Annotated in this window: 16 protein-coding genes and 1 pseudogene; 10 read left to right on the top strand and 7 right to left on the bottom strand. The window is 67.3% G+C overall.

Features of this window, described 5'->3' with window-relative positions:
• The first annotated feature begins 14 nt into the window (after positions 1 to 14).
• Positions 15 to 1,298: an NAD(P)/FAD-dependent oxidoreductase gene (locus ACZ5IK_RS37445; protein WP_465492001.1), complete on the top strand. Its 1,284-nt coding sequence runs from the start codon at positions 15 to 17 to the stop codon at positions 1,296 to 1,298.
• A 262-nt stretch (positions 1,299 to 1,560) separates the two neighbouring features.
• Here the strand turns inward: ACZ5IK_RS37445 and ACZ5IK_RS37440 are convergent, their stop codons facing one another.
• On the bottom strand, positions 1,561 to 1,722 hold the full coding sequence (locus ACZ5IK_RS37440) for a hypothetical protein (protein ID WP_465492000.1): 162 nt from the start codon (positions 1,720 to 1,722) through the stop codon (positions 1,561 to 1,563).
• A gap of 199 nt (positions 1,723 to 1,921) precedes the next feature.
• Between ACZ5IK_RS37440 and ACZ5IK_RS37435 the strand changes: the two genes are divergently transcribed.
• From ACZ5IK_RS37435 to ACZ5IK_RS37425, 3 genes are all read left to right on the top strand, one after another.
• Positions 1,922 to 2,230: an ANTAR domain-containing protein gene (locus ACZ5IK_RS37435; RefSeq protein WP_465491999.1), complete on the top strand. Its 309-nt coding sequence runs from the start codon at positions 1,922 to 1,924 to the stop codon at positions 2,228 to 2,230.
• A 240-nt stretch (positions 2,231 to 2,470) separates the two neighbouring features.
• Positions 2,471 to 2,884 carry an STAS domain-containing protein gene (locus ACZ5IK_RS37430; RefSeq protein ID WP_465491998.1) on the top strand — a complete coding sequence of 138 codons (414 nt, stop codon included), beginning with the start codon at positions 2,471 to 2,473 and terminating at the stop codon, positions 2,882 to 2,884.
• Positions 2,885 to 3,049: 165 nt separating this feature from the next.
• Positions 3,050 to 3,322, top strand: coding sequence for a DUF2188 domain-containing protein (locus ACZ5IK_RS37425; RefSeq protein ID WP_465491997.1), 273 nt, complete (start codon positions 3,050 to 3,052; stop codon positions 3,320 to 3,322).
• A 112-nt stretch (positions 3,323 to 3,434) separates the two neighbouring features.
• On the opposite strand, the gene ACZ5IK_RS37420 is transcribed toward ACZ5IK_RS37425, so the two are convergent.
• The gene (locus tag ACZ5IK_RS37420; protein WP_465491996.1) at positions 3,435 to 3,695 is read right to left on the bottom strand and encodes an ANTAR domain-containing protein; all 261 of its coding nucleotides are present in this window, start codon (positions 3,693 to 3,695) and stop codon (positions 3,435 to 3,437) included.
• The gene (locus ACZ5IK_RS37415; RefSeq protein WP_465491995.1) at positions 3,692 to 4,648 is read right to left on the bottom strand and encodes a heavy-metal-associated domain-containing protein; all 957 of its coding nucleotides are present in this window, start codon (positions 4,646 to 4,648) and stop codon (positions 3,692 to 3,694) included. Before ACZ5IK_RS37415 ends, ACZ5IK_RS37420 begins: the two co-directional genes overlap by 4 nt.
• A 1,140-nt stretch (positions 4,649 to 5,788) precedes the next feature.
• Here ACZ5IK_RS37415 and ACZ5IK_RS37410 point away from each other — a divergent pair.
• The 6 genes from ACZ5IK_RS37410 to ACZ5IK_RS37385 all read left to right on the top strand — a co-directional run bounded on the left by ACZ5IK_RS37410 (position 5,789) and on the right by ACZ5IK_RS37385 (position 9,399).
• A complete protein-coding gene (locus ACZ5IK_RS37410; protein ID WP_465491994.1) occupies positions 5,789 to 6,022 on the top strand; it encodes a phosphopantetheine-binding protein in 234 nt (77 codons plus the stop codon).
• Between the two features lie 32 nt (positions 6,023 to 6,054).
• Positions 6,055 to 7,266 (top strand): beta-ketoacyl-[acyl-carrier-protein] synthase family protein, encoded by a 1,212-nt coding sequence (locus tag ACZ5IK_RS37405; protein WP_465491993.1) that lies wholly within the window; start codon positions 6,055 to 6,057, stop codon positions 7,264 to 7,266.
• A 32-nt stretch (positions 7,267 to 7,298) separates the two neighbouring features.
• On the top strand, positions 7,299 to 8,192 hold the full coding sequence (locus ACZ5IK_RS37400) for an alpha/beta fold hydrolase (protein WP_465491992.1): 894 nt from the start codon (positions 7,299 to 7,301) through the stop codon (positions 8,190 to 8,192).
• A 171-nt stretch (positions 8,193 to 8,363) separates the two neighbouring features.
• The gene (locus tag ACZ5IK_RS37395; protein WP_465491991.1) at positions 8,364 to 8,576 is read left to right on the top strand and encodes a hypothetical protein; all 213 of its coding nucleotides are present in this window, start codon (positions 8,364 to 8,366) and stop codon (positions 8,574 to 8,576) included.
• Positions 8,577 to 8,652: 76 nt separating this feature from the next.
• Complete coding sequence (locus ACZ5IK_RS37390; RefSeq protein ID WP_465491990.1) at positions 8,653 to 8,898, top strand: BTAD domain-containing putative transcriptional regulator; 246 nt, start codon at positions 8,653 to 8,655, stop codon at positions 8,896 to 8,898.
• Between the two features lie 21 nt (positions 8,899 to 8,919).
• Positions 8,920 to 9,399 (top strand): DinB family protein, encoded by a 480-nt coding sequence (locus ACZ5IK_RS37385; RefSeq protein WP_465492114.1) that lies wholly within the window; start codon positions 8,920 to 8,922, stop codon positions 9,397 to 9,399.
• A 585-nt stretch (positions 9,400 to 9,984) separates the two neighbouring features.
• Here the strand turns inward: ACZ5IK_RS37385 and ACZ5IK_RS37380 are convergent.
• The 4 genes and pseudogenes from ACZ5IK_RS37380 to ACZ5IK_RS37365 all read right to left on the bottom strand — a co-directional run.
• Positions 9,985 to 10,512: a GNAT family N-acetyltransferase gene (locus ACZ5IK_RS37380; RefSeq protein WP_465491989.1), complete on the bottom strand. Its 528-nt coding sequence runs from the start codon at positions 10,510 to 10,512 to the stop codon at positions 9,985 to 9,987.
• A gap of 1,003 nt (positions 10,513 to 11,515) precedes the next feature.
• Positions 11,516 to 12,298 (bottom strand): GAF and ANTAR domain-containing protein, encoded by a 783-nt coding sequence (locus ACZ5IK_RS37375; protein ID WP_465491988.1) that lies wholly within the window; start codon positions 12,296 to 12,298, stop codon positions 11,516 to 11,518.
• A 4-nt stretch (positions 12,299 to 12,302) separates the two neighbouring features.
• Positions 12,303 to 13,001, bottom strand: a complete 699-nt coding sequence (locus ACZ5IK_RS37370) for a GAF and ANTAR domain-containing protein (protein ID WP_465491987.1) — start codon at positions 12,999 to 13,001, stop codon at positions 12,303 to 12,305.
• Positions 13,002 to 13,058: 57 nt separating this feature from the next.
• Positions 13,059 to 13,344: pseudogene (locus ACZ5IK_RS37365) on the bottom strand (transposase); the annotation flags it as partial.

The raw sequence follows: 13,344 nt of genomic DNA, 5'->3' as shown, positions 1-13,344 counted from the left end.
AGAGAGGGCGACGTATGAGTGCCGACGTGGTCGTGATCGGGGCAGGGGTGATCGGTTCGTCGATCGCCCTTGAGCTTGCCCGGGCAGGGCACCGGGTGATCGTGCTCGATCGGGCCCCAGGAGCTGGCCAGGGATCGACCTCGGCATCGAGTGCGATCGTCCGGTTCAACTTTTCTACCACCGCCGGGGTGACGACGGCGTGGGAGGCACATTTCGGCTGGCTCGACTGGGCCGGCCACCTCGGGCACGACGTCGGCGACCTCGCGATGTTCCGCAAGAGCGGGTTGGTCATGCTGGACGTTGAGGCGGCTCCGCGTACGTCATGGCTTCCGCTGTTCGATGAGATCGGTGTTCCCTACGAGGAATGGGACAGCGCGACCTTGGCCGAGCGCGTTCCGGGTATCGACGCCGGCCGCTATTGGCCGCCGAAGCGGCTCGACGAGGACGAATTCTGGGAGAACGCAAAGCACTCGCTCGGTGGCGTGTACACGCCGGACGCCGGTTACGTCTCGGACCCGAGCCTCGCCGCCGTGAACCTCGCCGCCGCTGCCTCGGCGTCCGGGGCGGAGTTTCGCTTTCGCAGCACGGTGACAGCAGTGGAGAAGGCCGGCGGGCGCGTGACGTCGGTGCGGCTGTCGGACGGCACCCGGATTCCCTGTGCCGTCGTGGTCAACGTGGCCGGTCCGTGGTCGGGCGCGGTGAATCGGCTGGCCGGCGTGGGTTCCGACTTCACGGCCGGGGTGCGCCCGATGAGGCAGGAAGTGGCGCACGTGCCGGTCCCGGAGGGCTACGGCGGGCCCGTGGTGGCGGACATGGACCTGGGCACCTATTTCCGCAGTGAAGCAGGAGGGGGCCTGCTCGTCGGCGGAACGGAACCGGAGTGTGACCCGTTGCAGTGGACCGACGACCCGGACACTGTCGACATCCACCCGACGGCCGCAGTCTTCGAGGCTCAGGTGACGCGGGCCGCGCGGCGGTTGCCCGATCTGGCGGTGCCCAACCGGGCGCGCGGCGTGGTGGGCGTTTACGACGTCACCGACGATTGGACGCCGATCTACGACCGCACCGAACTCGAGGGCTTCTACGTCGCGATCGGAACGAGCGGCAACCAGTTCAAGAACGCGCCGGTCGTGGGGCAGCTGATGACGGAGCTGATCAACCAGGTGGAGAACGGCGTCGACCACGACGCGTCGCCCGTCCGGTTCCGGGCCCCGCGCACCGGCCTGGAGATCGACCTGTGTGCGTTCTCTCGTAAGCGCAGCCGAAACACCGCGAACTCGGGCACGGTGCTGGGCTGAGCCGGAACCGGCTTCGCCGCATCCTGGGCGACAATCACCCCGAAACCCTGCACACAACCTCATCGAAGTCGACGAGCACTCGGCCAACGCGGCCAAGCCGATGCTCTGCAACTCTGCATCGACACGCCGTCAAGCTCTGACCAAGCAATGGGGTTTCGCCTGCATGACGTGCCTATCGCTTGCTCGGGCCGGTGACCTCCGGGGGCCGCGACGCGAGCACTTGCCGACGATCAGACGGACTGACCGAATTCGGACGTACCACTCAGGAATCCGACTGCGGGCGATCTTCGACAACCACTTTCTCGGCGCCGCGCTTGGCAAACGCCGCCCACAGGCTGAAGCCCACGACACCCACCGCGACGGCCAGCCAGAGCCAGATGAACGGCTCGCGCAGCGGGAACCGCACCAGATCGAAGATGATCATCGCGACGCCGACAACCGCGCCAAACACGGCGTAGGGCTTGGACGGGGTACGTTACCGCCGACAGGTCCACGATCACCGCGTCGTCCGTATGCAGGGCCGGTCCGAGCAGGTCCCGTCGCTTTCGCGCCAGCCACCGTTATCGCATCCGTGCCGGGTACATCCTGGTTGTGCCGAGCATCCATGCGGAAGAATTCGGGGGGTGAGTACGTCCAACGAACCGGCCGACCTGCAGGCCGCGATCGATCACCTCCACACCGCGCTGGCCTCGCAGCCGGTGATCGAGCAGGCCAAAGGGATGATCATGATGCTCCGGGACTTGAACGCCGACCAGGCGTTCGCCGCGTTACGCGAGGTCTCTCAGCACGCCAACGTCAAGCTCCATGACGTCGCGGCCGTGGTCGTCGCCTCCGGCACCAGGGCCGAGTCCTCCGGCGTCACCGGGAACGTCGCGCGGCGGGTGCGGCACGAAGTCCAGCGGCGGAACCTCGGAGCCGGGTTCGGCGACTAGCAGTCCCGGCCGGGCGCCAGGAAGGCTGGGCGCCCCGCCAGCCCGCTGCTGGACTGACGGGCCCGGACCGCTCACCCCCAGCGACAAACGATCCGCGCTCCCGAATTCCACCCCTCGGCTCCGCGCAAACCCCCAGCGCTCGGGTGCAGGTGATCATGAGTGGCGGGCCACGGCACCTCGGCTACCGTCAACGGTTGTCACAAGCGGCAGCGGGCTGGGTGTCCCGCAGAGGAGGTCGAGATGAGCACGGAAGAACATCGCGAGGTGGCCGCACGGACCGCCGCGGCCGGCGGGAACGCGTTCGAGGTGAGCGTGACCCCACTCGGCGACGGGCGCGTGGTCGTCGACGTCGCCGGCGAGCTGGACATGGCGACCACGCCACGCTTGACGAACGCAGTGGCGGCGGAGCCCGGGCCGGACACCACCTCTCTAGTCGTGGACCTGTCCGGGGTCACGTTCCTCGCCACAGCCGGGATCACCGAGCTGGTCGCGCTCCACACCCGGGCGAGCGAGGCGAACGTGCAGCTGCTTCTGGTCCCCGGCCCGCGGATCGTGCGGCGGCCGCTGGAACTGATGGGCCTGCTGAACCTGTTCACCGTGCATCCCGACCAGACCGCCGCCCTCAACGCCGCGGCCATCACCCCTCCCCGCTGAACAGGGCACGCCCTCGGCGACGGAAGGGGAAGGTGTGCCCGACGGTCCGGCTTCACGGGGCGAGGTCCAGGCCGGGGGCAGCGGACCGGGTACACATCTGCCCGGTTCGTACCGGCGAGAGCCGACCGGGCGCTGTTCGGACGGCCACCAAACGGGGTATCCGGGGTGTCAGTGACGTCGTGTGGAAGGAGCACCACGGTGGAGGGCGACATCGAAACCTACTTCGAGGGCGGCCAGTGGAAGAACAAGGTCGAGGGCAGCACCCGTGCGGCCAGTACTCATGAAACGAAGATTGAGGCGGTCGAGAAGGGCCGGGAGATGGCGCGGGAACGGAGGCCGAGCACTTCATCAAGAACAAGGACGGCCAGATCGGCCAACGCAACACCTACGGCCACGACCCCAGCGACATCCCCGGCTGACCACTCCGCGTTCGCATGACGGTTGGAATTATCCCCGTGAGGCTGCGGAACCCCGGAGGTGAACCGTCGGAGCAGCACGCGATGGTTCGTCGTCCTGCCGGTTCAGCAGCGAGCCGGCGGGACGCCGAGCATCAGCGGGGCCGGGGTACGCGGGGGCGTCCGGGGCCGAAACCCGCGCCCAGAACGTGGAGGCGGACTTCGTACAGCACCAGTTGCGTGACTACGTGGTCCACGTCTGAGGATTCAGCGGTGGTGCCGGCGGCCACAACCACGGCCGCGACGTCGTGCAGCTTGACGTTGGCGTGCTGGGAGACATGCCGCAGCGCGGCGAACGCCTGATCGGCACTCCAGTTCCGCAACAACATGATCATGCCCTTGGCCTGCTCGATCACCGGCTGCGACGCCAATGCAGCGCGGCAATCCCGATCGCGGCGGCGCGCCTCGGTCCGCCGAACGGCAGGGTCGCCGCAGCGGCCGCCGCGCCGACCGTGATGGATCGTCGCGCGTGCCGGTCCGCGGCACTCTCCGGCAGCGGCCACGGTCGTTCCCCCTCCACAGGCTCCGCGCCGGCGTGCTCGCGCTGCCGGACCAGCCGTGTCTCCGCCGCGCACCAAGCCCGCTGGTGCGCCTTGGCTTCCCGCCACTGCGTACTGCGGACCACGATGCCCAGCACGGTTCCCTCAGTTCCCGCCGCCAGGCCGTGGATCACTGCCGTCCCGATCGAGGTAGCCGAGTCCGCCCGCTCGCGCCCGTGCAGTTTCCGATCCGCCAGCGCACGGAGTCGTGGATGCAGATCCACGAGCGACAACAGCGCGGCGGCCTCCGAGGGCAGCGGCGCCCACGGCATGAGTTTCGACGCCATCGACAGCGCCAGGCCCGCGACGTCGGCAGCCAGCGTGGACGGCAGCCGGGTCGCCGTTACCCCGTCGGCCGGGTGGTGGAGTTCGTCTTCCTCGGTCCGCGTGGTCTCGCAGGACGGTCGTGCCTCGGCTCGTTCGACGGCCCGGATCAGCTCCAGCCGGCGTGGTGCCAAATCTGCCACCGCGATGACCACTCGTGATGTCGGCGCGTTCACCTGGGCCCATCGCACGCCGGGAATGCTCGCCACCGCTCGTTCCACACGCTGGGCGACCCGGGCACCGTCCGGGCCCTGCACACCGTGTGTCTCGATGTAGAGCTTTCCCGGGCACGACCAAACCGCACGCCGGGCTCCCCTGGCGCGAATGCCGTCCCACGGCACGAGCGCGAGCCCCGCCAGTCCCCTGGCGACACGCCCCAGCGCCCGCGACGGCGCGGGAAACGCGACGCCCAGCACGTCCACGCTCTTCGGATCCTTCTGCCGCATATGGCCCTCTTGGGTTCAGCGCGTTGTGGATCTTCGCGGGTGCCCGCACACCGGAAAGGTGAACCGCGTGCACGCCTAAATGACACCAATGAGGGTCACTCGGTGCGGCATCAGGGACAAGCGGCGTCACGCTGGCGCCGAGAGCTTCGTCGGTGAACTGCCACGCGCCTGGGCACCGGTTAGCCTGCTCGCGGGTTCCCCGGCCTTTACGTGACACCCAGATTCGACACCGGAAACAGGCTGCTCACCCGGGGCCTGGAAATGATTGAGTCGGCATTGACCGACACGACAGCAGTGTCGCGTGACAAAGCTACCGGGGACGAAGCTGTGCGCGAGAAACGCGACCAGGGCACATACCCACAACTCTCGCTCGCGCTCGTCCGGCCCGTGCCAATCGGCCATCCTGTTCTGGAGCGATGGCAGAAGGAATGACGCGACACGTGCTTGCTTGTCGCGACGCAGCGAGCCAGTCTTCCTTCTCACTCGATAGAGTCCAATCTTCGGTTGAGCTTCTGAAGGCCACGACTGGACTGACGTCTCTCGGCAACACCAAGATGGGCCAGTTTTCCCTTTCCTACCAGGCTTCTGAAGTACAGACAGCGTCGGCCATCGTGTTGTGCGCCCGCGAAAGACAGGGTCCAGGAACTCCTGAAACCAGCCGATGGTGTCAACATGACGTTGCTCAGCCACAAGGTGCGTGATTCTTGAGTTAAAATATCCGCCCGCTGCATGGCCTGGATAGTTGATGTTGTCTTCAGGAGCGTGACACCCCCTGCGCGACGGGAATGTTCATGAGGCATCATGTTCGGCAGCAAGTCTCTATCGCTGCCATTCAGGGACATGCCCTCTTAACCCCTTTGCATTACCGTCCAGATGTCCGCCCGCTCTCCCCATCGTGAACATCGAGCCCTGTCCCGCCTGTGATCGCTTCGCCGTGCCGCGCACTTTCGCCAGAGTTGATTCGATGGCGTGAAAACATCATCCGTACTCGTTGATCACGAACAGAAATTCGCCGTGAATGATGCAGGCGGTGCAACGACTCGAGGTAGCCACGTTCGGTGTGCTATTGACGTCGGCTCGGTGGCACCGGGCACGCTCGAGCGGTTCGCTGGCCTTGGTCCCGAATAGGAGTATGACCACGTGGATGTGACGAATGGTGTCACGCTGTTGCTCGTCGAGAAGTTCGGTGTCCCGCGATCCGCCGTCGAGCCGGAGGCCCCTTTGCATGACCTGGGCTTGGACTCTCTTGCCCTGGAGGAATTGCGGCTGCTCATCGAGGAACGGTGGCTGATCGATCTCGAGGATGTTCAGCTGACGTCGCGGGAGACGGTGAACCAGTTGACCAAGGCCGTGCAGAGCAAGGTGGCGGAGTGATGGGGCGGTTATCGGGTCGGCTCACTGCGGCCGTGACCGGCCTGGGTCTGGTCACAGCGGCCGGAGTCGGCGTCGATGCCACTTGGCGTGGCGTGACGACAGCGGAGGCCGCTCCGGCCGTGCGCCGCCGGAACGAACTCGCCGGGTTGTCCTGCGATTTCATGTACACGATCGGCGGGCTGGACACCCAGGCGCTCTTGGGTCTGCCCGCCTTGCGCATGATGGACCGTTTCTCTCAACTGGCAGTGATCGCGGCCCGTGAAGCGGTGGCCGATGCCAGTCTGGACGCGTCAGCCTGGGACGCCGGCCGGGTGGCCGTGGTCATCGGCTCAGCGCACGGCGGTCTTCCCTTCTACGACGAGCAGGCCGCGGTGCTCGCGGAGAAGGGCGCGCGTCGCGTCTCGCCGAAGCTCGCTCCGATGACCACGTTGAACAGCGCCGCCAGCAGTGTCTGCCTGGACCTCGGTGTTCGAGGACCGAGCCTCGCGGTGGCGACAGCGTGTTCGTCCGGCACCGTGGCGATCGGGACGGCCCTGCAGCTGCTTCGCTCCGGTGCGTGCGATATCGCGATCGCTGGCGGCGCGGAGTCGGTGTGTTCGCGGCTGCTGATCGCCAGTGCCTGTCAGTTGAGGGCGGTGTCGACCCGCCGGGACGACCCGGCGACCGCCTGTCGTCCGTTTGACGCGGACCGTGACGGTTTCGTTGTCGGGGAGGGAGCCGGTCTTCTGGTTCTCGAGCGAGAGGACCATGCCAGGGCCCGCGGCGCTCGTGTGCGGGCGGGGATCGCCGGGTATGGGGCATCGAGCGACGCGTACTCGGCGGTCGCGCCCTCCCCCGACGGCGCGGGCATCGAAGATGCCTTGCGGGCAGCGCTGGCGGACGCGGACATCGACCCGGCCGAGATCGGGCACGTCAACGCCCATGGCACGTCGACCGTGATCAATGACCTGACCGAAGGCACCGTTCTGCACCGTGTGCTCGGCGACCGACCGCTGGTGACCTCCACCAAGGCGATGACCGGCCACACCCTGGGGGCGGCAGGCGGGATCGAAACCGCCCTGACCGCGCTCGCCCTGCAACACCAGCTGGTGCCTCCCACCGGCAATCTCCAGACGCGTGACCTCCGCATCCCGATCGACGTGATCGCCAAAGAAGCCCGTCCGGCGTCGTTCGACTGCGCGGTAAAGACGTCGATGGGCTTCGGCGGGCACAACGCCGCACTCGTGCTGACCCGCACCTGCTGACGCGGCGCGCTGCTTCCCGAAGGAGACGGATCATGCCTGAGGAGATCATCCGCCGGCTGTCGGTTGACCACGTGCAGTTCGCCTACCGCCTGCTCCGGCACCCCGCCCCGGAGACCGAACCGGTCATCGTGATCGGCGGTGGCCTGCAGGGCATGTTCGGTTGGCCCAGCATGGACGATCGGATCGCGCCGGCGGCGTCGGTGATCACCGCGGACCTGCCCGGCATGGGCGATGCCGATCCACTACCCGCCGAGCGGGGCACCGACCTGCTGTGCACAGCTATCGACCGGATACTCGACGACCTCGGCGAACCACGGGTCAACTTGTTTGGCTTTTCCTACGGCGCAGAGATGGTCTTCCGGTGCGCGCAACGCAGGCCACAGCTCGTCGCCCGGCTGGCCCTCGGTGGTGCTGTGCCGCACACCACCGCGGCGCAGCGTGACCGGGTACGCCGGGCGGCCGAGCATCTTGCCGCCGGTCGCATTGCCGAGTTCGCCACTGCGGCCACCGAAGCACAGCTCTGCCTCGACCAAGAGCGTTACATCCCGCGGCGGGACCTGGTATACCGGTATGTCAGGCGGTCGATGCTGCACGCCGCGACGACCACCCCGAACCTGATGGACTATCTACGCCGCGCTCTGCTTAGCGACCACTCGTTCTCCGGGGGTCTCACCGGCGTGCCGACGCTCGTGTTCACCGGCGAACACGACACCATCAGCTCACCCGCCCGCCAACGCGCTTTCGCCGCGACCATTCCCGGCAGCCACTTCCGCACAATCAAGGACGCCGACCACTGGGTCGTGCTCGAACGCGCCGGCGACGTCGCCGACCTGGCACGGCGTTTCTTCACCGACCGGCCCTTGGATACCGCTGGCTACCTCACCGTGCCGCGCACCAGCCACGTCACTACGGCGCCCGGACCGTGAGTTCATTGCCCGTGACGCCATGTCCGCCAAACCCTCCCCCAGCCCGGATCAGCGACCTCATCACCCGCAAATGGGGCGAGAGCCGCCGCGCGCGGACAACGTGATCTCCTACCCCGCGAGGCTGCGCAGGTCGGGCTGGCAGGCCTCGTATTCGGTGCCACGCAGGCGTCGATGGTCACGGTCAACAACGCCTTCCTGCAGGCGACGGTGGCCCTTTCGCTGCGGTCTCGGGCGGTGGCGCTGTACATCGTCGTGCTCTACGGCGCTCAGACGATCGGTGCTGTCACCGCGGGTGCCCTGTCCACGTGGTGGGGCGTGGGCCCGACGGCGTGGATAATCGCGGCGCTGCTCGCCGCATGCGCACTGCCGAGCAGAGTCACCTGAGACTGTCGGGGCAGCGCGAACCCGAAGAGGCCCGAGTTCCTGCTTCGGCTTTCGCTGCCGAAGCGGGAAGTCGCCTGTGGCAGGTTATCGGCTCGCCCTGCCCGCCGACAGCGTGGACGCGCACCGGTTCGAGGTCCTGGCCGCGCACGGCAGGCGTGAGCTTCTGGCGGACGAGCCCGAACGTGCCACCGCCACGCTCGGTGACGCGCTCGCGTTGTGGCACGGCGACGCGTTCGCGGACGTGCTTGCCGCTCCGTTCGCCGGGATCACCGGTAAATACTTCGACAGGCGGCGCGGCGATCGGAGATGCTTCGCACGATGACCAGAATCGACGACACACCGCCTGCGTGGGACGAACGCACCCAGCTCATCACGTTTCGACTACGCACGTGACACGGCTCGCGCCAAATGCGCTGGCGTCTCAAAGGAGAACGCGCGCAAGGCGCTTCTGCCGGGCTCGCCGCTGATGACCATGAGCGGACTGATCAATCACCTCCGCTGGGTCGAGTACTACTGGTTCCGAGTGGTCTTCCTCGGCGAGGAAGACCGGGGCCCCTGGACCGACGAGGACCCCGACCGCGAGATGCGTATCGCCGTCGACTCCCCGCTCACGCAGGTGCTCGACGACTACGCCGAACAGAGCGCCCACCACCGCGAACTGGTCGCAGGGAACAGCCTGGACAAGCAGGCCCAGCGAGCCGTCCGCAACGGCCTCCACGTCGACCTGCGCTGGATCCTCCTCCACCTCACTGAGGAGACGGCCCGCCACAACGGCCATCTGGACATTCTGCGCGAGATGCTCGACGGCACAACCGGCAGCTAGCACCGCATCAGGCAAGAGTTCGCCCTGTCGACGACGGCGCGCAGGCGCCGGTCGTCGGACGTGGCGGGCTTACCTGAGTTCGAGGGCGAGCGCGTCCCTTGACCTAGCGCGAACCGCGACCACGACACGAGCGCAGGCAACACCCCACGCTCGACCACCGGGCTGAGATCGAGGACGGGGACGCCATCGTCTACGCCGCACAGTTCTACGCCGCCGTCGCCAACGGGCAGTCCATTAAGTCCGCCCATCTTTCGGGGCAAGCCGCCTTAGAACTCGCAGGGCTGTCCGGAACGGAGTTACCGACCTTGGCCTGGGCCCACGACGTCGACCCAGCGACCACAGTGCTCGTCAGAGGGGCATGAGAGCTGTAGCTCATCTGCAGCTCGCTGACAAGTAGCGTCAGGGCTTGGCGCTGCCGCTGTCGTCATTTGTCTCCCCCAGGAGCCCGGCTGTCGATTGCCCCGGCGTTCCTTGAAAAGCCGCACCTCCAAGCCGCATCGCCCATACAGGCCCCGTACGGCTCGCATCCCCAGCCCGAGAACTGCCTCATTAGACCACGCTGCAGGCCGACTGAAACTCGATTGGTCAGGCGGAAGCGCTCGGTGACGATGCTCGCCACGCCTCGACCGCTCCATCCGGACTGGGCTGGTCGGTGGTGAAGCCTGCGGACCGGAGGATCCGCAGGGCGGCGTGGTTGGACGCACGAGTCGACGCACTAAGCGTCTCCACACCGGCCGCCGACGCCTCATCGATCAGCAGACGCACCACCTCAGCGCCGATGCCCCGGCCCCGAGTCGATCGTGTAAGCCAGATCCCCAGTTCCGCGGCCGCATCTCCGCTCGGGCCAACGGCGAGGCGCACCGCTCCCACGATCATTCCTTCAGCACGAACCGCCCAGGTACGTTCCCGGCAGAGCCCGGCCAGACCGGCTCGACGGTCCCGATGATAGGCGCGCAGCCAGGCGATCCGCTCGTCGCTCCACGCGCCGTCCGCAGTCAGCGGCGGCGTCACGTCGTCGGCCGAGGCATCCTCGACCGCCACCCTGACCAGATCATCAAGCACGACATCGTCCACCGCGACAAGTTCCACCGAGTCGAAACGAGTCACCGTCATGGAAATGCTCCTCGTGGTCCTGGCTTGCTCAGGGACAGCAACACGCGTGGGTCAAGTGGCGACGAGGGCGGCCTCGGCACGGCACCGACCATAACGCGGTACGGCAAGACGGTCGAACGCATACTCGCTCACCGGAGAAGCCCCTACACCGGACGGCCCGGTGGAGCGTTTCACCCGGCTCTTCGCTCGAGTCTCGGTCAGCACACGGCACGGCTGGAGGTCGTCCCCGAGTCCGCCCGCGACGCCCTGATGAGCTGGTCGGTCTCGGTGTAGACGACCAGGTCACCCCGCAGAGCTTCCGCCACCCCAGTGGGACCGGTTCGGCCTCCCATCCCGCCAGGTCACCCTCGCCCTGCGCGCCCTGCTCGTTATCACGACAGCGCTGTTCGCCGCCGACAGCGACGCCATACCGGCAGCTCAGGGGTCCTTTCGGTTCCGGCGCAGGAACACGACCCAGTAGTAACCACTGCCCAGCACCAACATCGTGCCGAGGCCGACGTTGACCCAATTCCTCCAGTCCATCGGCCCCACATCGGTTACTCCCAAAATGAGCCAGGCAGCTCCGAAGAGATCCCACGTCACCGCCATGCGACGCGCCGACTTCGCATCCATGGTCGTCCTACCCAGACGCCGTTTCGCCACAGCCATACACCCCACCCTCACCGCCGAACTTCCCACAGGTCGCTCCTCGGCTACCCGGTTCTCTCGTACGACCAAACACTTTCCGTCGGCTCAGCGAGGTCGTAAATCCTGACGTCCTCGTCCGCCACGGTCAGCGACCCGCGGTCACCGCGATCATGTTCACCACCACGACGCTGTCCTCCCCCGGTCGCTTGACCTACCTCGACGACTGGGTGGGCAGGCTTCACCACTGCCGCTGTCGCGGGACACGTCCCGGTCGTCGCCGAAGCGGTTGGCACAGAGCGCTACGCGGACCGAATCCGGGCGGATCGGCTCTCCGCCGGCACCAGGAGCGGGGCGAGCCGCGACATGACGTCCACGGTCAGGTGTGGTAGGCGAGGATTTCGGGGATGTTCGCTGTGCCGTCCGCTACCGCGCGGGCCAGGTCGGAGAGACGTTGGTTGTGGGCACGGGCGTAGCCGCGTAGTGCGGTGAATGCCGCGTCCATGTCCAGGTTGTCGCTGTGGACCGAGAGCACTCCCTTGGCTTGTTCGATGATGATTCGGCTGTTGAGAGCTGTCTGCAGTTGTTCGGTGAGCAGGTCGGCGTTACCGATGGCCTGCTGTTGCAGCATGCCGATCGTGGCGACGTCGGCCAGGGCTTGCCCCAGCCGGATGCTGGCGTCGTGAACGCCGTTGCTGTCAGCCTTGAGCAGGGTCAGCACTCCGATGACCTGACGGCGGAGCCGCATCGGCACCGCGTGCACGGCGTGGAACCCGCACTCGTGGGCAGCGGCGGCGAAACGCGGCCATCGCGCGGCGTCAGCGGCGATGTCCGCGCTAGCACTCGGCGCTCCGGTGCGGACGCAGTCGATACAGGGGCCGTCCTCGGTTTGCACGGCGAACACTTCCAGCAGTTCGGCCCGTTCGGAGGATGCGGCTGCCATGCGGAGTCCGCCGCGCTCGTCGACCAGGATCACTCCGGCCGCGGACACCTCGAGCAGTTCGACGCACTGGCCGCACAGCATGTGCAGGAACTCCAGGACGTCGAAGTCGTCGACCAGGGTGTCGGCCAGCGCGACGAAGGTGTCGGCCACCCGCTGCTCCCGGCCCGTGACCGCCGCGGTGGCCCGCGTCGGGGAAGTGATCTGGGGTTGTTCTGACATGCTGTCAGTCTCCTGTCTCGAGGTAGAGGTGGCGGCCGACGATTTGCCGGGACACCTCGTCGAGGGGGGTCTGGTGAGCGTAGGCGTGGGCTCGGATGCGCAGCAACGCGTCGTGCATGGAGACGTTCAGCTGGACCGTGACGACACCGGTGGCTTGGTGCACCACGGCATGGACGTCGGACAGCCAGCCGACGTCCATGGGGTCCGGGCTGCCGAGATCGTCGAGCACCGTGTGGGTGGCGATGTCGGCCAGCGCCAGCGCGTCCCTCAGTTCCGCCCGGCCGAGGGAACCCTCGCTGCCGCGGTAGAGGTCGAGCGTGCCTATCCGGATCGCGCCGACATGCAGCGGGAACGAGAACATCGCCGCCACACCGGAGGCCTGCGCCGCGGGGGTGAAGGCGGGCCAGCGGGTACCCGCGGTCGACAGGTCGGCGACCAGCACCGGGCCACCCAGGGTGTGCGCCGCCGTCCTGGGGCCTTCGCCGACGGTGCGCTGGAGCTCGTCGATGACAAGGATGACCGGATCGGTCGCGCAGGCGAGGGCTTGCGCAGTGCCGTCACCATCACCGTGGACGACTATCGCGGCGCCGGACACCGCGCACACCTCGACGCACAGTTCACACACTCGTCGCAGCAGCACGGCCGGATCACCGCTCTCAGCGTCGAGCATGCTCAGCAACTCGACATACCGTTGAGCAGTCACGCCGATCCTTCGTCCTCAGGGGGTCTATCCCGTGATCGGTGTTTCCGGCGTTGTTGATCAGTAGGTTTCGGCTCCCAGCCAGCGGTCACCGAACGTGATGGCAAACGCGTTGATCACTGGCTTCCAGCGCATCGTCCATCGAGCGCGGCCCGTCCCGGTGGGGTCCAGGCTGCGGGTCACAAGGTACAGGCACTTCATCGCGGCCTGCTCGGTCGGGAAATGCCCGCGCGCGGATCGCCCGCCGATAACGGGCGTTCAGCGACTCGATCGCGTTCGTGGAGCAGATCATCGTCCGGATCTCGACGTCGTAGTCGAGGAACGGCGTGAACTCATCCCAGGCATT

The organism is Amycolatopsis sp. NPDC031561 (assembly GCF_055580625.1).
This window is presented reverse-complemented; position numbering and strand designations above follow the sequence as displayed.